Raw genomic sequence first — 19500 nt, 5'->3', positions numbered from 1 at the left:
CCGCCTCACGTTCGGGAGCCACGCCCAGCGGGCTGGCCTCTTACACCACGCTAATGGGCACTACTAAAAGTCGACTCTGGTAAGGTGCTTGAATTTGAACTTGGTCATGGAGGTGTCCCACGTTGCGTCGGGTGCAATGGTAAGGATCCAAACGGATTTTTTGCCCCGTTCGACGGGCGCGCCAATCCATAACATTCCTGGACGGCGGACCTCCTCATAGAGGACAACGACCGCGGCTGTTGCCCAGATTTCTTGCAGGAACGATGCCGGCCCCGTCAGGTCGATGGTCCCCGCAGGCCGCTCGGGGGGCCATGCCTGGTGGGTTCGAAGATACGGGATAAAGGTGGTTTCGACCTTGATAGCGCGAATGTCGCCAGTCCTGATTATGGAATATCCATCGAAGTAGCCGCCGCTCCGAATCGCGGCGAGGAGCACCCATTCAGCAGCCATTTGCAGCACGATTCCGTTCAGGTCCTCGCCCGGATCACTGTGCCGCCAAATGCGGATTGGGACATCCTCGCTATGCGACAAGTTCAGACGCGTCAGGATCTTCTCAGGTGACTGGTTCTTCTTCACGCCTCATCCTCACACAGGATCTAGTTTCGCGAAGACGCGTACGGGTTTCCATTTTGCTTGTCATGTTCGCTACCGCTAGAAGGACCATCGGCCACGATGCGTTCCCGGGAGTCCGGAAGCCGGTCGACTGCTGAGACAGGCAAGAGACGAATCCCGTCCGACCGTGTTTGGCACGTTTCTGGCAACCACGAATTCCCATAAGACCCGCCCGCAAAAATGCCCGGTGAAGTTAGCCCAAACGCTTCACAAAATAAGTGGCGTCGGGTCTCCACCCTGGTGCAGTCGGGCTCGACCTGAGCAACCGACGCGCGTTCGCACAGGCACCGGTTTCTCGTGACCGAACGTCTGCGGCACGAGGCAACCTTGAGCATCACTCCCGCCTAAGATCATCGCCCAATGGCCCGCCACCCCGAATCCTTCGACTCGGGTGGCGGGCCATTGATGCTGGATGCAGCCAGTCAGTGCTTTCGAAGGGGCGGCTTCGGGGCATCTGGCTCAGCTACGTCTTGCGCGGATCGTGCGGAGCCGCTGTCGAGGCTGGCCGGGTCGTCGTTCGTGACGGTGACCAGTTCCTCCTCGGGCAACGTCACGGCCGCGGCAACCCGGGGGTTGGTTCGGCGCAGGATGGCGGTGACGACCGGCCAGAGCAGGACCAGAGCGATGATCACGTACACGACCATCGCCACTGGCTCATTGATCAGGCCGATCGGGTCCCCGGAGCTGAGCTTGAAGCCCCTGCGCAGTTGCTCCTCAATCCGTGGACCGAGGATGACGCCCAAGATCAGTGGCAGTACGGGAATGCCGAAGCGACGCATGGCGAAGCCCAGGATGCCCAGTGCCAGCAACAGGACCAGGTCGAACGTCTGCATGTTGACGGCGTAGGCGCCCAGCGTGGCGAAGAACAGGATGCCGGCATACAGGTACGGCCGGGGCAGCTGCAGCAGCTTCGCCCACAGCGGTGCCAATGGCAGGTTGATCAGCAGCAGCAGCGTATTGCCGATGAACAGGCTGGCGATCAGCGCCCAGACCAGCTGCGGCTCCTTCTCGAACAGCAACGGGCCCGGCTGGATGCCGAACTGAATGAAGGCAGCCAACATCACGGCAGCAGTTGCATTCGTGGGCAGGCCGAGGGCCAACATCGGCGTCAGCGTACCGGCTGCCGAGGCATTGTTCGCCGCCTCGGGGCCGGCAACCCCCTCGATGGCACCGTGACCGAACTCTTCCGGATGCTTGGAGAGCTTCTTCTCCGTGACGTAGGACAAAAACGTCGGGATCTCTGCGCCGCCCGCGGGCAAGGCACCGAAGGGGAAGCCGAACGCAGTACCCCGGAGCCAGGGCTTCCAGGAGCGCTTCCAGTCTTCCTTGCCCATCCACGGACGTCCCACGGGAATGGTCTGGGTCTTGCTCCGCAGCAGGTGAGCGGCGATCCAGAGCGCTTCTCCGACAGCGAAGATAGCCACGGCAACGACGACGATGTCGATGCCGTCCGCCAGCAGAGGCTGGCCGAAGGTGAGCCGACGTTGGCCGGTCATGGGTGCCATGCCGATCAAGCCGATAGCCAGGCCGAGGCCCAGGGACGAGAAGCCGCGCAACTTCGACTTGCCCAACACGGCGGTGACGGCAATGAGAGCCAGCAGCATGATGGCCAGGTAGCTGGGTGCCCCCAAACTGACCGCGAACTTGACGACCAATGGCGCCAACGTCACCAGCAGGGCCGTGCCGATGGTCCCGGCGACGAAGGAGCCGATGGCTGCGGTGGCCAGTGCCTGGGCGGCCCGACCGGCCCGCGCCATCTTATGTCCCTCGATGGCCGTGATGACCGTAGACGATTCTCCGGGGGTGTTCAGCAGGATCGATGTGGTCGAGCCGCCGTACATGCCGCCGTAGTAGATTCCGGCGAACATGATGAACGCGCTGGTCGGTTCCATCCCATAGGTGACCGGCAACAGCAGGGCAACCGTCATGGCCGGACCGATGCCTGGAAGCACGCCGACTGCGGTACCGAGCATGACGCCGATGAATGCGTACAGCAGGTTCATGGGGGTTGCCGCCGTGGCGAAGCCCTGCATCAGCATGTTGAAGGTATCCATCTAGAGCACTCCCTTCAGGATGCCGGCCGGCAAGTGGATGCCCAACCCGAGGTAGAAGCCATAGAACGACAACAGGGCCATGGCCAGCGAGATGATTCCATCGCGGAGGTAGTGCCGGCTTCCCAGGGCCCAGACGCTTCCCCAGAACAGCACCGCCCCGGAGATGACCCAGCCCAGGATGTTGATGAAGGCGATGTTGAAGATGAACACGCCAACCAGTGGGAGGACAACCCTCCAGCCAATCGGCGAATTGGGGTCCACGTCCTCCCCTTCTTCGGCCTCTGCGGTTCCGCCGCGGGCAACGTTGATCGCCAGCAGCACCGCACACACCAGGAGCAACGCACCGACGACGAACGGCACTGCCTTCGGGCCCACCGGGTCTGCCTGCGAATAGGTCACGTGCAGTCGGGTCGCATCGAAGATGACAATGGCACCGGCCACGCCGAGGAAGGCTGCAAAGCCCAGCTCGGCGCGGCCGGAGACCCGTTGGGTGGCTACGCTCACGCCAGTCCCAGCTTCTTCAGGACGTCTGCCACACGCTGGTCCTGCTCGGTGAGGAATCCGGAGAACTCATCGCCGGTCATGAAGGCGTCGGTCCAGGCATTGGTCTTCAGTGCCTGCTTCCACTCGTCGCTGGAGTGCATCTTGGTCAGCGCCGTGACGAGCTTTTCCTTGTCTGCATCGGAGATTCCTGGAGGGGCCACGATGCCGCGCCAGTTGCTGAAGACCAGATCGATGCCCGAGTCCTTCAGCGTGGGGGCATCAACGCCCTTGAGTTCCTTGTCGCCACTGGTGGCCAGGACGCGAATGGAACCCTTCTTGATCTGGTCCATGTATTCACCGGCACCGGAGGCCGCGACATCGACCTTGTTCCCCAGAATGGCGGGCAGCAGGTCGCCACCGCCGTCGTAGGAGATGAAGTTGACCTTCTTGGGGTCGATGTCCACGGCCTGCGCCAGCTGCATCGGCAGGAGGTGGTCGGGACCGCCCGGCGAGGAGCCGCCACCGACGGTGATCTTTCCCGGGTTGGCCTTCCACGCCTTCACCAGGTCATCGATGGTCTTGTACGGCGAATCCTTGGGGACCATGATCGCGCCGGGCTCTTCGATGAGCTTGGCGATCGGGGTCGTGTCGGTGAGCTTGGCTTCGGAGTCGTTGGTGTAGCTGGCACCAACCACTCCCAGGCCCATCAACATGGTCAGGTCCCCGTTGCCCTTTTCGTTGACGATCCGGGCCAGGCCGACGGTTCCACCGGCGCCCGCGAGGTTGAACACCTCGGTTCCGGATGCTACCCCGGATTCCTCCATGACCTTGTTGGCCACCCGGGCAGTGGTGTCGTAGCCGCCACCTGCGGTATTCGGGACCATGATGCGCAGACCGGTCAACGGACCCGCGGATTCGGTGGTGCCCGCAGTGTCGGCGGATCCGGTGACCCCGCAGCCGGAAGCGGCGAGCATGATGCCCGCGGCCAGGGCGGAGAGCTTGAGCGCGCTGCGACGGCGCATGGTGTACCTCTTTCAAAGGGGGTGCGAATGGCTCCACGCTAGATGCGGCCGTGATCTGGGTCACTCTTGTGTTCACAATGGAACTTGTGTTCATTGTGTCAACACTCACAGTCGCTCTAGTCGCTGGACACTGTGTAGAGTTCAGGCGTTCCCCGCCCCCAATGATGTGGCATCGGCCTCGTCCGCGTGCGCAGGAAGGCCGTGCCCATGACCCGCCCAGCACTCCCTGCCATCGCGCCGCAGAACCGTCGCCGGTTCACGCTTTCCGGCCAGTTCCTGGCCCTGCAATTGTTGATCGTGCTTGCCGTGCTCGTGGGGGTCCTGTTCATCTCGCTGGCGCAATCGGAACGCACCTTCGAACGCATGGAGAGCCGCCGGGCGCTGTCGGCGGCCGAGACCCTGGCTTCCATGCCGGCCGTGCGCTCCCTTCTGCCGGAGGCGAGCCCCAAGCTGGGTTCCGCGCTGCCGGCAGTCGCCGAATCGGTCCGCGCGGTATCCGGAGCCTCGCTGGCGCAGCTCGCCCGACGTGACGGCATGATCGTGGCCTCCTCCGACCCGGGGCGACTCGGTGACCCGCTGGAGTTGGCCGGTAGCAACGTCATGGAGGGTCGGGCCTGGACGGGTTCCGTCGCCGACGAATCCGAGCGGACGCTCGTCGCCCACGTGCCTGTCCTCGACGATGCAGGACTACTGGTCGGCGTCGCCGTTGTCGGACGCACCTATCCTTCGATGTGGGAACGGCTCAGTGGCACGGTCCCTAACCTGCTCATCTACCTGGGCGTCTCGTTGGCTGTCGGAACGGTGGGTTCGCTCTTGCTCTCACGCCGGATCAAGCACCAGACCCTGGGCTTGGAACCGGACGAAATCGCCGGGTTGGTGGAACACCGCGAGGCCATCCTGCACGGCATCAAGGAGGGGGTCGTCGCCATCGACCCCCGCGACCGCATAGCGCTGGTGAACGACGCGGCGCTCGACTTGCTGGGCTGGCCGGCACTGAGCGAGGGGCGCACCCTGGACGATCTGGGTGTCAGTCCGGCGTTGCATGAAGCGCTGACCCGGGGACCTGCCCCCATGGACCAACTGCTGCTCGTCGGCGAGCGCCTGGTGGTGCTGAACCGGAGGCCGATGCAGGCGCGTGGTCGGGCCATTGGATGGGTGACTACCTTGCGCGACCGCACCGAACTCTCCACCTTGGAGAGCGAATTGGGGACCACGCGCACCACCACCGACACCCTCCGGGCGCAAACGCATGAGTTCGCGAACCAGCTCCATACGATTTCCGGCCTGCTCCAACTGGGCGAATATGACGAGGCCATGGGCTTCGTCGATGGTGTGAGCTTCAGCCGCACACAGCTGGTCGACGACGTCACCCAGGGAATCGGCGACGCCGCCGTGGCAGCATTGGTCATCGCCAAGTCCAGCCTGGCGGGTGAACGCGGTGTCTCGATCCATCTGACGCCGGGAACCCGTCTGGGCAAGGTCGATGAGGTGCTCTCGCGGGATCTGGTGACCGTGGTAGGGAACCTCATCGACAACGCCCTCGACGCCGTTGCCGGGTTGCCCGAGGGAACCGTGGAGCTGGGCCTGGCGGACGACAGCCAGGACATCACCGTCACGGTGAAGGATTCGGGGCCGGGCGTCGAGGCTGCGGACCGGGAACGGATCTTCGAGCAGGGCTACAGTTCCAAACCCTCGGTATCCTCGGCCGGGCGCGGATTCGGATTGGCCCTGACGCGGCTGGTCTGCGAGCGGCGCGGCGGCTCGGCCTCTGTCCACCACGACGCCGGCACTGTCTTCACGGCATGGCTCCCCCGGGAGGTCCGCTCGTGATCAAGGTCCTCATCGTCGATGACGATTTCATGGTGGCGCGCATCCACACCGGGTTTGTCTCGGCGGTGCCGGGATTCGAGGTGTGCGGTGTGGCGCATACCGGCGCGCAGGCACTGGCCGAGGTGCGCCGGGTGGTTCCCGATCTGGTGTTGCTGGACATCCATCTGCCCGACATCGGCGGACTCGAGCTGCTGCGCCGGTTGCGTGAAGTAGTTCCCGAGCTGGACGTGCTGGTCATCAGTGCTGCCCGGGAGGCCGACACGGTCCGCAGCGCGCTGCGCGGCGGGATCGTGCACTACCTGATGAAGCCCTTCACCAAGCAGGATCTGGCCGGTCGGCTCGAGCACTATGCAAGCACCTACCGGTCACTGGACGATACCGGGACGGCGCGGCAGGCGGACATCGATCGGGTCTTCGGAGGTGCCGCACCCCGGAGCACCCCGTTGCCCAAGGGGTTCAGTGCCGAGACGTTGCAGCGCGTCCAGGATCTGCTGCGCACGGCGGCCGGGGACGTGTCGTCCTTGGAGGCCGCGAAGTCCTTGGGGATCTCGCGGGTCAGCGCCCGCCGGTACCTGGAGCACCTCGCGGAGTCCGGTGGCGCCGCGGTCCGTTTGCGCTACGGCGCAGGCCGGCCGGAGCGCCGTTACTTCCGCGCCCCGGCCGCAACCGACGTCCCCGACGACTGATCAGTCGTCCGAGACGCGGATGTCCACCTCGATGTTGCCGCGGGTGGCGTTGGAGTAGGGGCAGACCTCATGCGCTCGGTCGGCGAGTTCACGAGCCACCTCGGCGTCCACCTCGGGCAGCGTGACCTCCAGGGTGACCGCCAGGCCGAATCCTCCGCCATCGATACCGCCCAGGTGCACTTCGGAGCCCACGCTGGATCCCTCGATGTTGACCTTGCGCTGGCGGGCGACCAGCTGCAGGGCGCTGTGGAAGCAGGCCGCGTAGCCGGCGGCGAAGAGTTGCTCGGGGTTGGCTCCGTTGCCGGAACCGCCCATGGCCTCGGGCACTGCGAGGTCGAACTCGACCCGCCGGTCGGTGGTGGCCACATGGCCGTCACGGCCGGCTCCGGTGGCGAGGGCTTCTGCGGTGTACAGGGTCTTCATGGTGTTCTCTCCTGGATGGTGGTGGGTGGCTTAGGCATCGCGGCCGCAGATCTTGCCCAGCAGGCGATGCAATTCAGTGGCTTCCGCGGCGGTGAGCCGCATGCGGGAAGCCAATTCGGTGGGGATGGTGACGGCGTCGGCCCGCAGTGCTGCACCGGCGTCGGTGAGCCGGACCCGGACGACGCGTTCATCGCCGTCCGATCTGCGCCGGGTGAGCCGTCCGGCAGCCTCCAGCCGCTTCAGCAGCGGTGACAAGGTCCCGCTGTCGAGGCCGAGTCGACGACCCAGCGCCGAGACGGGCTGGTCGTCGTCCTCCCAGAGCGCGAGCATGACCAGGTACTGCGGGTAGGTCAGGCCCAGCGGAGCCAGGAGTTCGCGGTAGGCGGCGCCGACGGTGCGCTCGCCGGAATAGAGCGAAAAGCACACCTGGGCATCGAGTGCCAGCGGATCCGTCGTCGTCATGTCATAAACATATCGCACAACTTAGTTGTGCACAACCTACCTATCGGTGGCGATTCGTCCCCGGCCACCGACGTGGTGCCTACTCTCCCGCGCGGGCCACCAGCAGGCGGGCGTGGCGCAGCAGCGGTTCATCGACCATCTGACCCTCGAAGGAGAAGACGCCGTGGGCGGTGCGGGCCGCTTCCAGGATGGCGCGGGCACGTTCCACGGCTGCGGGATCCGGGGCGTAGGCGTCGCGGATGACCGGCATCTGGGCCGGGTGGATGCTGGCCTTGGCGGCGAACCCGCTGGCCACCGCATCGCGGCTTTCGGCGGCCAGCCCCTCGGTGTCGGGAATGTCGATGTAGACCGAATCGATGCCCGCCTTGCCGTGGGCGCCTGCGGCCACCAGCACCGCTGCCCGGGCGTGGACTGCGACGTCGCGGTAGGACCCGTCCTCGTGCCGGCTGGAGGTTCCTCCGAGCGAGGCGACCAGGTCCTCGGCACCCCACATCATCGCCACCACGTTCTCCGCGGCGGCGATGGCCGGTGCGTTGAGGACTCCCAGGGCGGTCTCGCACAGGGCGATCACGCTGTAGCCCTCCAGCTGGCGCAGTTGCTCGACGTGTTCGGTCTTGGCGAGCATGACCGTGGTGTAGGGGCTCTGGCGCAGCGCTGCCAGGTCGGCGGCGAAGTCGTCGGTGGATACCGGGTTCACCCGCACGATGGTCCGGGCCGGATCCAGCGTGCTGTCCGCCATGGCCTTCCGGGCCGCCGGCTTGTCGGCGGGGGCGACGGCGTCCTCGAGGTCGATGATCACCGCGTCGGCGCGTGCCGCCGCCTTGGCATGGCGCTCGGGCCGGTCCGCCGGGCAGAACAGGATGGCCGGGCCCATGGAAAAGGCCGGGTAGGTCTCGTCGCTCATGCCTGCTCCTCCCCCGCGGCCCGGTGGCCCGCCTCGGTCCACATCAGGGCGGTGCGCGAGGCCTCGGCGACCACGACGCCGTCCTGGTTGCGGCCGGTGTGCTTCATGGTCACGATGCCCTGGCCGGGTCGTGACTTCGAGGGCCGCAGTCCGGTGATCTCGGTTTCGGTGTAGAGCGTGTCCCCGTGGAAGAGCGGATGCGGGAAGCTGACGTCGGTCAGGCCCAGCTGGCCGATGATGGTCCCCTGCGTCAGCTGGCCCACTGATTGGCCCACCAGCGTGGCCAGGGTGAACATCGAGTTGACCAGCCGCTGGCCGAACGGCTGCTGCGCGCTCCACGCGGCGTCGAGGTGCAGCGCCTGGGTGTTCATGGTCATGGTGGTGAACAGGACGTTGTCCGTTTCGGTCATCGTCCGCCCCGGGCTGTGCACGTATACGGTGCCCAGCTCCAACTCGTCGAAATACAGCCCGCGCTGGGTGACGCGTCGCCCCGGGGATGGGGTGCCGCCGTCGTGCTCTGGTGTCTGGCTCATGGTGCCGGCCTAGAGCCCGAGTTCGCGGGCGATGAGCATCAGCTGGACCTCGGTGGTGCCCTCGCCGACCTCGAGGATCTTCGAATCGCGGTAGTGGCGCGAGACGCGGAATTCGTTCATGAACCCGTAGCCGCCGAAGACCTGGGTGGCGTCGCGGGCATTGTCCATGGCCGCCTCGCCGGCAACCAGCTTGGCGATCGCTGCCTCGGTCTTGAACGGCTTGCCGGCGAGCATCTTGGAGGCCGCACCGTAGTAGGCCAGGCGGGCGGTGTGGGCGCGGGCCTGCATGCGGGCGATCTTGAACGAGATGGCCTGGAACTTGCCGATGTTCTGCCCGAACGCGCTGCGCTCCTTGGCGTAGCGGACGGATTCGTCCACGCAGCCCTGGGCGGCGCCGGTGGCCAGCGCGGCGATGGCGATGCGTCCCTCGTCGAGGATGGACAGGAAGTTCGCGTAGCCGCGGCCCTGGGTGCCCAACAGGTTGGCCTCCGGGACGGTGGCATTCTTCAGCGTCAGCGGGTGGGTGTCCGAGGCGTTCCAGCCGACCTTGTTGTACGCCTTTTCGGCGGTGAAACCCTCGGTGTCGGTGGGCACCAGGAGGGTGGAGATCTCCTTCTTCACGGACCCGTCGGGACGTTCGGAGGTGCCGGTGACCGCCGTGACGGTGACCAGGCGGGTGATGTCGGTGCCGGAGTTGGTGATGAACTCCTTGTTGCCGTTGACCACCCAGTTGCCGTCCTGCAGCTTGGCGGTGGTCTTGGTGCCGCCGGCGTCGGATCCTGCCTCCGGTTCGGTCAGGCCGAATCCGGCGAGCGCCTTCCCGCTGGCCAGCAGCGGCAGCCATTGCTCCTTCTGCGCGTCGGTGCCGAAGCGGTGGATGGGCATGGCGCCGAGGGAGACGCCGGCCTCCAGGGTGATGGCCACCGACTGGTCGACGCGGCCCAGCTGCTCCAGGGCCAGGGCCAGGGCGAAGTAGTCCCCGCCCATGCCGCCGTGCTCCTCGGGGAAGGGCAGGCCGAACAGGCCCATCTCCCCCATCTGGGCGACGACCTCGTAGGGGAAGCTGTGCTCCTCGTCGTGCTTCGCGGAGACCGGTGCGACGACGGTGTCGGCAAAATCGCGGACGGTGTCGGAGAGGTCCTGGTAGTCCTCTTCAAGTTCAAGATTCGGCATGGGTGCTCCTTAGCTGGTGGGGGTGGTGTCAGTGGGTTCGGGTGTCACGGTGGCGACGGATTGTCCGGCGGAGACGTGGTCACCGACCGCCACATGGACAGTGACGGTGCCGGTGAGCCCCGCGGTGAGCGGGTGCTCCATCTTCATCGCCTCCACGGCGAGCAGTGCCTGGCCGGCCGTCACGGCGTCCCCGCTGGCGACCAGGACGGAGACGACGGTGCCGGGCATCGGCGACCGGGATTCCGGGTCACCGCCGGCCTCCTCGCGTTCGATCCCGGCGAGGCGGCGGTGCACCACGGCACGCCGATCCAGCCAGCGCACGTGGGCGCCGTAACCGCCGGCACCGATCCACGCCTCGCGGCCACCGGTGCCGGGGACGAGTTCAACCACCGGGACGATGTCAACGACGGGGACGACGGCGGCTGCCGCGGTGGCGTCCTCGGCGGCGGGTTGCACCGTGTACAGCTCGTCGTCGATCTCCAGCGCCAGCGTGCGCTCCCGATGGGTGCCCATCCGCCAGCCGTCGGTGGCCCAGGCGCCGAACCGTCCGGTGGTGCGGGGTTCGGCGGCGAGGAAGGCAGCGGCGATGGCCTGCAGTTCAGCCTCGGTGGGGGTCCGCTTCGACTGGACGCCCCACCGGTCGATGAACGTGGTGTCCAGCCGTCCGGCCTGCACGTCCGGCTCGGCGATGAGGGCCCTGAGGTATTCCAGGTTGGTCTGGACGCCGAGCACGAGGGTGCCGGCCAGGGCGGCGTCGAGCCGGGCGAGTGCCTGGCTGCGGTCGGTGCCGTGGGCGATGACCTTGGCGAGCATCGGATCGTAGTCCGGGGTGATCCGGGATCCGTTGCTGATGCCCGAATCGGTGCGGATCCCGTCGCCGGTGGGATCCCCGGCGCGCAGGATGGTGCCGATGGAGGGCAGGAACCCGTGGGCGGGATCCTCGGCGTAGACGCGGGCCTCGATGGCGTGGCCGCTGAGCGTGACGGAGTCCTGGGCGATGTCCAGCGTCGCCCCGGCTGCAATGCGCACCTGCCATTCGACCAGGTCGATGCGCTGTCCGTCGACGCGGACCACCTCCTCGGTCACCGGGTGTTCGACCTGCAGGCGGGTGTTCATCTCCATGAAGAAGAACTCCCCGGGGTTCTCGTCGGAGACCAGGAACTCCACCGTGCCGGCGCCGACGTAGTCGACCGACCGGGCGGCGTTGACCGCCGCCTCCCCGATCCTGGCGCGGATCGAGGCACCGTCGTCGAGCATCTCCAACAGCGGGGCAGGAGCCTCCTCGATGACCTTCTGGTGGCGGCGTTGCAGCGAGCATTCGCGCTCGCCGAGGTGGATGGTGTTGCCGTGCGTGTCGGCCAGGATCTGGACCTCGATGTGGCGGGGGCTGCGGACCAGGCGTTCGAGCAGCAGCGTGTCATCACCAAAGGAGTTGCGGGCGACCCGGCGGGCGGTCTGCAAGGTGGAGGGCAGCTCCGCGGCGGTCTCCACCGCGTGCATGCCCTTGCCTCCACCGCCGGCGGAGGGTTTGATCAGCAGCGGGAAGCCGACGCCCGCGGCCGCCTCGATCAGCGCAGCATCGTCCATTCCGGGATCGGCGACCCCGGGGACGACGGGGACGCCGTGGCCGGAGACGTGGTTCTTGGCCCGGATCTTGTCGCCCATGAGGTTGATGGAGTGGGCGCTGGGTCCGATGAACGTGATGCCCGCGGATTCCAGCGCCCGGGCGAAGTCGAGGTTCTCGGAGAGGAACCCGTAGCCGGGGTGCACGGCCTGCGCACCGGAGGTCCGGCAGGCGGCGAGGACGGCTTCGATGTCCAGGTAGCTCTCGGCGGCGGCAGCGGGGCCCAGGCACACGGAGTCGTCGGCCTCGCGCACATGGCGGGCACCGGCGTCGGCCTCCGAGTACACGGCAACGGAGCGGATGCCCAGCCGGCGCAGCGTGCGGATCACGCGCACGGCGATTTCGCCGCGGTTGGCGACCAGCACGGTGTCGAAGAGCGGGGCGTCGGGGTGGTTCTCGGTCTGGTTCTCGGTCATCGGGGGTTCACATCCTGAAGACGCCGAACGAGGTGTCCGGCAGGGGTTCGGTGGCGCAGACGTCCAGGGCGAGGCCGAGGACCCGGCGGGTGTCGGCGGGGTCGATGATGCCGTCGTCCCAGAGACGGGCGGTGGAGTAGTACGGGTTGCCCTGGGTTTCGTATTGCTCGCGGATGGGGGCCTTGAAGGCCTCCTCCTCGGCGTCACTCCACGTACCGCCGGCCCGTTCAATGCCGTCGCGTTTGACGGTGGAGAGCACCGAGGAGGCCTGGGCGCCGCCCATGACGGAGATCCGGGCCGCCGGCCACATCCACAAGAAGCGCGGCGAGTAGGCCCGGCCGCACATCGAGTAGTTCCCGGCGCCGAAGGACCCGCCGATGACCACCGTCAGCTTCGGGACCCGGCAGGTGGCGACGGCGGTGACCATCTTCGCGCCGTTCTTGGCGATGCCTCCTGCCTCGTAGTCCCGGCCGACCATGAACCCCGAGATGTTCTGCAGGAACACCAGCGGAATGCCACGCTGGTCGCACAATTCGATGAAGTGGGCGCCCTTGAGCGCCGATTCGGAGAACAGCACCCCGTTGTTGGCCACGATGCCCACCGGGTGGCCGTGGATCCTTCCGAACCCGGTGACTAGGGTGGTGCCGTAGCCGGCCTTGAACTCGTGGAATCCGCTGCCGTCGGTGATGCGGGCGATGACCTCGTGGACGTCGTAGCGCCCGTTGACGTCGACCGGGACCGCGCCGTAGAGCTGTCCGGGATCGGCCACGGGATCGACGGTCTCGGCGATGGCCCAGGCGGGGGCTGCGGGCGGCGGGAGCGTTTCGACGATGTCGCGGACGATCTGCAGGGCGTGACCGTCGTCCTCGGCGATGTGGTCGCTGACGCCCGAGGTCTTCGAGTGCAGTTCGGCGCCGCCGAGTTCCTCGGCGGTGACGACCTCGCCGGTGGCTGCCTTCACCAGCGGCGGGCCGCCCAGGAAGATGGTGCCCTGGTTGCGCACCATGATGGTCTCATCGCTCATGGCCGGCACGTACGCGCCGCCTGCGGTGCAGGAGCCCAGCACGGCGGCGATCTGCGGGATCTTGCGCGCCGAGAGGTTGGCCTGGTTGTAGAAGATGCGCCCGAAGTGGTCCCGGTCCGGGAAGACCTCGTCCTGGCGGGGCAGGAACGCCCCACCGGAATCGACCAGGTAGATGCACGGCAGGTGGTTCTCCAACGCGATCTCCTGGGCCCGCAGGTGCTTCTTGACCGTCATCGGGTAGTAGGTCCCGCCCTTGACGGTGGCGTCGTTGGAGATGACCAGGACCTGGCGGCCATGGATGAGCCCGATCCCGGTGATGATGCCCGCGCCGGGGCATTCGCCGTCGTACATGTCCTCGGCGGCGAGCGGGGCGATCTCCAGGAACGGCGATCCCTCATCCAGCAGTGCATCGACGCGTTCGCGCGGGAGCATCTTGCCGCGGTCGGTGTGGCGGCGGCGGGCTTTCTCGCTGCCGCCGCGGGCCGCTGCGTCCAGCCGGGCGCCCAGTTCGTCGACGAGCGCGCGCTGGACGGCATCGTTCTCGGCAAACGAGGCGGCCGCCGGGTCCAGGTGGGAGGCCAGGGTTTCCATGGGTGCTTTTCCTCGGCGTCGTGGGGGCGTCCGGACGATGGCCGGCTGCCAGTTGAGTTAATAGGTACTAACTGAAATAGACGTTAGTATTCATTAACTGAAATGTCCAGCACCACAGGTGGCCTGGACCACATCGACAGGAGGTGCCCCGTGGAGCACGATCCGGCCCCGGAGACCATCCCCGAGCCCACCGGGCGCAGCCTGGCCAAGGCGTCCCGCCGTTCCACCCTGCTCGCCGAGGCGGCGCGGCTCTTCGCCCAACACGGCTACCACGGGGTCACCATCGAGGACATCGGCCAGGCCTCGGGCATCAGCGGCCCGGCCGTCTACCGGCACTTCCCCGGCAAGGCAGCCATGCTCGGGGCGCTGCTCATCGAGGTCAGCCACGACCTGTACGACGGCGGCAGCGCGGTGGCGCGCGCCGGTGGCACCCCCGCCGGGGTGCTCGCCGAGCTCGTCGGCTTCCAGGCGGACTTCGCCCTGGGCCACCGCGACGTCATCCGGGTCCAGGACCGGGACATGGCCAGCCTGGCCGAGGAGGACGCCGCCACGGTGCGGCGGCTGCAGCGCGCCTACATCGAGGTCTGGACCGGGCAATTGCGCCTGCTGCACCCCGAGGAGGATGAATCGGCGGCACGCTTCCGCGCCCAATCGGTGCTCGGGCTGATCAATTCCACCCCGCATTCGGCCCACCGCTCGGCGGTGGACCCGGCGGCGCGCAGAAGGCGGTTGGTGGCCATGGCCCTGGCCGCACTTCAGGCGCCCGTGCGCTAGGAGCCGGCCCACACCGGTAGTCTGGTGGGAATCATGTCCGCCAGCCGGACCATGAATGACCGACGCCGTAGTCACAGAGAGGTACAGACCGTGAAGCTTCGCCCCGTCGAGCACGCGGACCTGGACTGGTTCTTCAAGCACCAGCAGGATCCCGAGGCCAATGTGATGGCCGCATTCACCGCCAAGAACCCCGCGGACCGTGGGGTGTTCAACCTCCACTGGTCCTCCATCCTGTCCGACCCGGATGTCACCGTGCGCACCATCGAGCAGGACGGCAAGCCCGTCGGCAACGTCATGGCGTACACGTCGGACGACGGCGTGGAGATCGGTTTCTGGACCGACCGCGCCTACTGGGGCCAGGGCGTCACCACGTCAGCAGTGGACGAGTTCCTGCAGGAGATCACCACCCGCCCGATCCGTGCCCGCGTGGTCACGGACAACATCGGCAGCCAGAAGGTCCTCGAGCGCCGCGGCTTCACCGTGGTCGGCGAGGTCGATGGCTTCGCCAATGCGCGCGCCGCGGTGGTGAAGGAATACATCATGGAACTGGCCTAGCCCCAGTTCCCACCAGCACGTTGAAGTGAGGGAGGCACCCGGCGGAATCCCGCCGGGTGCCTCCCTGTGTGTGGTTTCGTTGCTGGCGCCGGGACGCCCTAGAGCATCGTGATGAGCATGCCCGGATCGGCCATGATGGTGCCGATGTCCGCGAGGAATCGCGACCCCTGCTCGCCATCGACGAGCCGGTGGTCGAACGAGAGGCTCAACGTGGTCAGCTGGCGCAACACGACCTCGCCGCGGTATCCCCACGGCTGTTCGCGGACCTGGCCCAGGGCCAGGATGCCCGCCTCACCCGGGTTGAGGATCGGCGTCCCGCCATCGATGCCGAAGACCCCGATGTTGGTGATGGAGAACGTGCCACCGCGCAACGCCTCCGGCGCCGTCCTGCCTTCCTTGGCGGTCACCGCCAGATCGCGCAGGGCCCCGGCCAATGACCTGAAGTCCAGCGACTGGGCGTCCTTGATGTTCGGCACCATGAGCCCGCGCGGGGTCGCCGCGGCGATGCCCAGGTTCACGTAGTTCAGCTGCACGATCTCCTGCGCCTGTGCATCCCAGCGCGAGTTCAGCGTGGGCTGGCGCTCCAGGGCGATGGTCACGGCCTTCGCTGCAATGGTCAGCGGGGTGAGCTTCACATCGCGGTAGGCACGGTCCGCGCGCAACCGCTCGAGCAGCTCCATCATCGGGGTGACATCGATGGTGAGGAACTCGGTGGCATGAGGCGCGGTGAACGCGCTGTCCACCATCGCCTGGGCGGTGTGCTTGCGCATCCCCTTGATGGGGGTGCGCACCTCGCGGGGTGCTCCCCCGAGCGTGCGCGGGCCTCCCGCCGACGGGGTGCCGACCAGCGGATCGGCCAGCGACTCGGCCAGCACTGCCGGCGATGCCGGGGCACCCTGGGCGGCGATCACGTCGTCACGGGTGATGAGTCCATACGGGCCGGTGCCGGCTACCTGTTCCAGATCCACCCCGGCGTCGCGGGCAAATTTGCGCACCGGTGGGGTGGACCGGGGCCGCTCGGCCGCCGGGCGCCCTGCAGGGGTTTCCAGCGGGGCCGGGGTGCTGGGAACCGGGGCCGTCGTTGGCGCCGAGGCCATGGCGTGGGCACGCGTCTTGCGGGCCGGGCGCTTGCCGGTCTCCACCGCAGCGCCGTAGCCCACCAGGGTGGCCTCACGCCGGGCAGCTGCCGGTTCGGCATGGGCTGCGGAACCGGCGGGAGCGTCGTCGTCGGTTCCCGCCTCGCCGACGACGTCAAAGGAAACGATGGGGTTGCCGACCTCCACCACGGCACCGGGCGCCTCGTGGAGTTCGGTGATCACGCCTGAGTAGGGGCTGGGCAGCTCGACCACTGCCTTGGCGGTCTCCACCTCGGCGATGATCTGGTTCAGCTTCACGGTCTCGCCGACGGCGACCTTCCAGCTGACGATCTCTGATTCGGTCAGCCCCTCGCCCAGGTCGGGGAGTTTGAAAACCTTCAACACGGTACTCATCTAGCCTTCCAGGGAACTGAGGGAGTTGGGACGACCCAGCGCACGGTCCACGCCGTCGAGGATGCGGTCCAGATCGGGCAGGTGGTGCATTTCGAGCTTCGAGAACGGGTAGGGGATGTCGAATCCGGTGACCCGTACGGGGGCATGCTCGAGGTGGTAGAAGCAGCGTTCGGTGATGCTGGCGGCGATTTCGGCGCCCAGGCCCAGCGTCTGCGCCGCCTCGTGGGTGACCACGAGGCGGCCGGTGCGCTTCACCGACGCCTCGAGCGTTGCGTAGTCCACCGGGGAGAGCGAGCGCAGGTCGATGACCTCGATCGAGATCCCCTCGTCTTCCGCTGCGGTGGCCGCATCCAGTGCCGTCTTCACCAGAGCCCCGTAGGCCACGAGGGTAACGTCGGTGCCGGCGCGGCGGATCACGGCGCTGCCGAGGTCCGGGCCCGTCATTCCGGCTTCGAGGTCGACCTCGCCCCGCTCGTGATAGCGGCGCTTGGGTTCGAAGAACACCACGGGGTCATCACAGGCGATCGCCTGCTGCATCATCACGTAGGCGTCCTGCGGGGTGGACGGGCTGACCACCCGCAGTCCTGCGGTATGGGCGAAGTAGGCCTCCGGGGATTCGGAGTGGTGCTCGGGTGAACCGATGCCGCCCCCGAAGGGGATGCGGATGGTCAGCGGCATCGAGACCTGGCCGTGGGTGCGGTAGTGCAGCTTGGCGACCTGGCTGACGATCTGGTCGAAGGCCGGGTAGACGAAGCCGTCGAATTGGATTTCGACTACGGGGCGGAATCCGCGGTAGGCCATGCCCACCGCGGTGCCCACGATGCCGGACTCCGCCAACGGGGTGTCGATGACCCGGTGCTGGCCGAAGTCCTTCTGCAGGCCGTCGGTGATCCGGAAGACCCCACCGAGCTTGCCGATGTCCTCGCCCATCAGCACGACCTTCGGGTCGGCTTCCATGGAATGGCGCAGGCCGGCGTTCAGGGCCTTGCCAAAGGTCAGCGCGCTCATCGTGCTCCCCCGTCCGTCGCCGATCCCGCGGCGGCAAATTGCTGTTGGTAGAGCTCGTAGTGTTCGCGCTGGCGGTCCAGGGTGCTGTGGGGCTGCGAGTAGACGTTGTCGAAGACCTCCATGGCCTGCGGATCCTGCAGGCCCATGATGGCCTTGCGGAGCTTCTCGGCGACGGCGTCGGCGACCTCGGCCGCACCGGCGCGCAGCTCGTCGACGTCGAGCCCGAGACCGGCCAGGTGCTTCTCCAGGCGGTCGATCGGGTCCTTGGCCGCCCAGAGGTCCAGTTCATTGGCGTCCCGGTAGCGGGTGGGGTCATCCGCGGTGGTGTGCGGTCCCATGCGGTAGGTGACGGCCTCGATGAAGGTCGGGCCGTTTCCGCTGCGGGCGCGGTCCAGCGCGATGCGGGTGGCTGCCAGGCAGGCGAGGACGTCGTTGCCGTCCACGCGCAGGCTCGGGATGCCGTAGCCGAGGGGACGGTCGGCGATGTGGGTGTTGCTTTGCAGTTCCACGGGTTCGGAGATGGCCCAGTGGTTGTTCTGGCAGAAGAAGACCACCGGCGCCTGGTAGCTGGCGGCGAAGACCATGGCCTCGCTGACATCACCCTGGCTGGTGGCGCCGTCACCGAAGTAGGTGATCGCTGCCTGGGAACCGCCGTCGTATTTGATGCCCATGGCATAGCCGGCGGCATGCAGGGTCTGGGCCCCGATGATGATCTGCGGGGTCGCCATGTTCTTGCCGAACGGATCCCAGCCGCTGTAGGCGTTGCCGCGCCAGACGCGCAGCGTGTCCTCCGCGTCGATGTCCCGGCAGTAGGCCAGTCCGGTCTCGCGGTAGGAGGGGAAGATGAAGTCGTCGTCTTCCAGCGCCCGGCCGGAGCCGATCTGCGCCGCTTCCTGGCCCAGCAGCGGCGGCCAGAGGGCCAGCTCGCCCTGGCGTTGCAGGGCGGTGCCTTCCTGGTCGATCCGGCGGATGGCCACCATGTCGGTGTACAGGCCGCGCAGTGCCTCGGCGTCGACCTCGGTGACCCAGGGGTCGAATTCTTCGTTCGGGGTGCGGTGACCGCTGGGATCGATGAGCTGGATCAGCCCCGCGTCCCGGTCGCCGGCTGGCTGTGACATGTTCATGGTCTGCGCTGCGTCCTTCGTGGTTCGTCGGCCGACTCGCCGGTTGTCGGAAGGGTCATCCGACGCCCGAACGGCGGGTCCGGCTTCATTGCCCAACCCTTACTGTGACGGTACTCACAATAAGCAGGGCGCACAACCATGAACATATCTTTTGCGCAGAGTGCTCAAATACCGTCGAGACCTACCTGATAATATTGTGCAGTATGACCGACCTGGATGATACCGACCGCCGACTCCTCAACGCACTGGTGCAGGACCCCAAGGCCACGACGGTGGCCCTCGCGGCAGCCCTCGGACTGTCGAGGAACACGGTGCAGGCGCGACTGACCCGCCTGGAGAACCACGGCGCGCTCTTGTCCTTCGAACGCCGGATCAACCCGGCGGCCCTGGGTTTCCCGCTGACCAGCTTCGTGCACATCCATGTCCAGCAGAAGAAGCTCTCCGACATCGTCACGGCGATGGCCCGCATCCCCGAGGTCGTGGAGGCCCACGGACTCAGCGGCACCGCCGACATCCTGGCCAGCGTCGTCGCCCGCGACGCCGAGGACCTGTTCCGGGTCAACGGCGCCATCCTGGACATCGACGGGGTGGACCGTGCCGATACGTCGCTGTCGATGGCGGAGCTGATCCCCCACCGCATGCGCCCACTGCTCGGACCCCGGTAGCTGCTTCACTGCACCCGCAGTCGCAGTCCCCGGACGCGGAACAGGGC

19 protein-coding genes are annotated in these 19500 nt (G+C 67.2%); 5 read left to right on the top strand and 14 right to left on the bottom strand.

Features of this window, described 5'->3' with window-relative positions:
* Positions 1 to 63: 63 nt before the first annotated feature.
* From ABD088_RS13855 to ABD088_RS13840, 4 genes are all read right to left on the bottom strand, one after another.
* Positions 64 to 576: a hypothetical protein gene (locus ABD088_RS13855; protein ID WP_343902542.1), complete on the bottom strand. Its 513-nt coding sequence runs from the start codon at positions 574 to 576 to the stop codon at positions 64 to 66.
* 458 nt (positions 577 to 1034) lie between these two features.
* Complete coding sequence (locus ABD088_RS13850) at positions 1035 to 2666, bottom strand: tripartite tricarboxylate transporter permease (protein WP_343902541.1); 1632 nt, start codon at positions 2664 to 2666, stop codon at positions 1035 to 1037.
* Positions 2667 to 3170, bottom strand: coding sequence for a tripartite tricarboxylate transporter TctB family protein (locus tag ABD088_RS13845; protein WP_343902540.1), 504 nt, complete (start codon positions 3168 to 3170; stop codon positions 2667 to 2669).
* Positions 3167 to 4171, bottom strand: coding sequence for a Bug family tripartite tricarboxylate transporter substrate binding protein (locus tag ABD088_RS13840; protein WP_343902539.1), 1005 nt, complete (start codon positions 4169 to 4171; stop codon positions 3167 to 3169). The genes ABD088_RS13845 and ABD088_RS13840 overlap by 4 nt, the downstream gene beginning before the upstream one ends.
* 207 nt (positions 4172 to 4378) lie before the next feature.
* Between ABD088_RS13840 and ABD088_RS13835 the strand changes: the two genes are divergently transcribed.
* Together ABD088_RS13835 and ABD088_RS13830 are read left to right on the top strand one after the other, a co-directional pair.
* Complete coding sequence (locus tag ABD088_RS13835) at positions 4379 to 6001, top strand: sensor histidine kinase (protein ID WP_343902538.1); 1623 nt, start codon at positions 4379 to 4381, stop codon at positions 5999 to 6001.
* A complete protein-coding gene (locus ABD088_RS13830) occupies positions 5998 to 6687 on the top strand; it encodes a response regulator (RefSeq protein ID WP_343902537.1) in 690 nt (229 codons plus the stop codon). The genes ABD088_RS13835 and ABD088_RS13830 overlap by 4 nt, the downstream gene beginning before the upstream one ends.
* Here the strand turns inward: ABD088_RS13830 and ABD088_RS13825 are convergent, their stop codons facing one another.
* The 7 genes from ABD088_RS13825 to ABD088_RS13795 form a co-directional block, all read right to left on the bottom strand.
* Positions 6688 to 7110 carry an organic hydroperoxide resistance protein gene (locus ABD088_RS13825; RefSeq protein ID WP_343902536.1) on the bottom strand — a complete coding sequence of 141 codons (423 nt, stop codon included), beginning with the start codon at positions 7108 to 7110 and terminating at the stop codon, positions 6688 to 6690.
* 30 nt (positions 7111 to 7140) lie between these two features.
* The gene (locus ABD088_RS13820) at positions 7141 to 7572 is read right to left on the bottom strand and encodes a MarR family winged helix-turn-helix transcriptional regulator (protein ID WP_343902535.1); all 432 of its coding nucleotides are present in this window, start codon (positions 7570 to 7572) and stop codon (positions 7141 to 7143) included.
* A gap of 79 nt (positions 7573 to 7651) precedes the next feature.
* On the bottom strand, positions 7652 to 8476 hold the full coding sequence (locus ABD088_RS13815) for an HpcH/HpaI aldolase/citrate lyase family protein (RefSeq protein ID WP_343902534.1): 825 nt from the start codon (positions 8474 to 8476) through the stop codon (positions 7652 to 7654).
* Positions 8473 to 9009, bottom strand: coding sequence for a MaoC family dehydratase (locus ABD088_RS13810; RefSeq protein WP_343902533.1), 537 nt, complete (start codon positions 9007 to 9009; stop codon positions 8473 to 8475). The genes ABD088_RS13815 and ABD088_RS13810 overlap by 4 nt, the downstream gene beginning before the upstream one ends.
* A gap of 9 nt (positions 9010 to 9018) precedes the next feature.
* A complete protein-coding gene (locus ABD088_RS13805) occupies positions 9019 to 10182 on the bottom strand; it encodes an acyl-CoA dehydrogenase family protein (RefSeq protein WP_343902532.1) in 1164 nt (387 codons plus the stop codon).
* A 9-nt stretch (positions 10183 to 10191) separates the two neighbouring features.
* Positions 10192 to 12222 carry an acetyl/propionyl/methylcrotonyl-CoA carboxylase subunit alpha gene (locus ABD088_RS13800; RefSeq protein ID WP_343902531.1) on the bottom strand — a complete coding sequence of 677 codons (2031 nt, stop codon included), beginning with the start codon at positions 12220 to 12222 and terminating at the stop codon, positions 10192 to 10194.
* Positions 12223 to 12229: 7 nt separating this feature from the next.
* Positions 12230 to 13837, bottom strand: coding sequence for a carboxyl transferase domain-containing protein (locus ABD088_RS13795; RefSeq protein WP_343902530.1), 1608 nt, complete (start codon positions 13835 to 13837; stop codon positions 12230 to 12232).
* 150 nt (positions 13838 to 13987) lie between these two features.
* On the opposite strand from ABD088_RS13795, the gene ABD088_RS13790 reads away from it, so the two are divergent.
* Positions 13988 to 14611, top strand: coding sequence for a TetR/AcrR family transcriptional regulator (locus ABD088_RS13790; RefSeq protein WP_343902529.1), 624 nt, complete (start codon positions 13988 to 13990; stop codon positions 14609 to 14611).
* Positions 14612 to 14701: 90 nt separating this feature from the next.
* Complete coding sequence (locus ABD088_RS13785; protein WP_343902527.1) at positions 14702 to 15166, top strand: GNAT family N-acetyltransferase; 465 nt, start codon at positions 14702 to 14704, stop codon at positions 15164 to 15166.
* Positions 15167 to 15264: 98 nt separating this feature from the next.
* Here the strand turns inward: ABD088_RS13785 and ABD088_RS13780 are convergent, their stop codons facing one another.
* The 3 genes from ABD088_RS13780 to pdhA are packed head-to-tail and all read right to left on the bottom strand — an operon-like array spanning position 15265 to position 18788.
* Entirely contained in the window at positions 15265 to 16647 is a 1383-nt protein-coding gene (locus ABD088_RS13780) for a dihydrolipoamide acetyltransferase family protein (protein WP_372710436.1), read from the bottom strand.
* Positions 16648 to 16656: 9 nt separating this feature from the next.
* Positions 16657 to 17664, bottom strand: coding sequence for an alpha-ketoacid dehydrogenase subunit beta (locus ABD088_RS13775; protein ID WP_343902525.1), 1008 nt, complete (start codon positions 17662 to 17664; stop codon positions 16657 to 16659).
* Positions 17661 to 18788 (bottom strand): pyruvate dehydrogenase (acetyl-transferring) E1 component subunit alpha, encoded by a 1128-nt coding sequence (gene pdhA / locus ABD088_RS13770; RefSeq protein ID WP_372710420.1) that lies wholly within the window; start codon positions 18786 to 18788, stop codon positions 17661 to 17663. Before pdhA ends, ABD088_RS13775 begins: the two co-directional genes overlap by 4 nt.
* 203 nt (positions 18789 to 18991) lie before the next feature.
* On the opposite strand from pdhA, the gene ABD088_RS13765 reads away from it, so the two are divergent.
* Positions 18992 to 19453 (top strand): Lrp/AsnC family transcriptional regulator, encoded by a 462-nt coding sequence (locus tag ABD088_RS13765; protein WP_343902523.1) that lies wholly within the window; start codon positions 18992 to 18994, stop codon positions 19451 to 19453.
* Positions 19454 to 19500: the final 47 nt, after the last annotated feature.

Origin of the sequence: Arthrobacter rhombi (genome assembly GCF_039526245.1) — a bacterium.
GTDB lineage: Bacteria > Actinomycetota > Actinomycetes > Actinomycetales > Micrococcaceae > Arthrobacter_H > Arthrobacter_H rhombi.
This window is presented reverse-complemented; position numbering and strand designations above follow the sequence as displayed.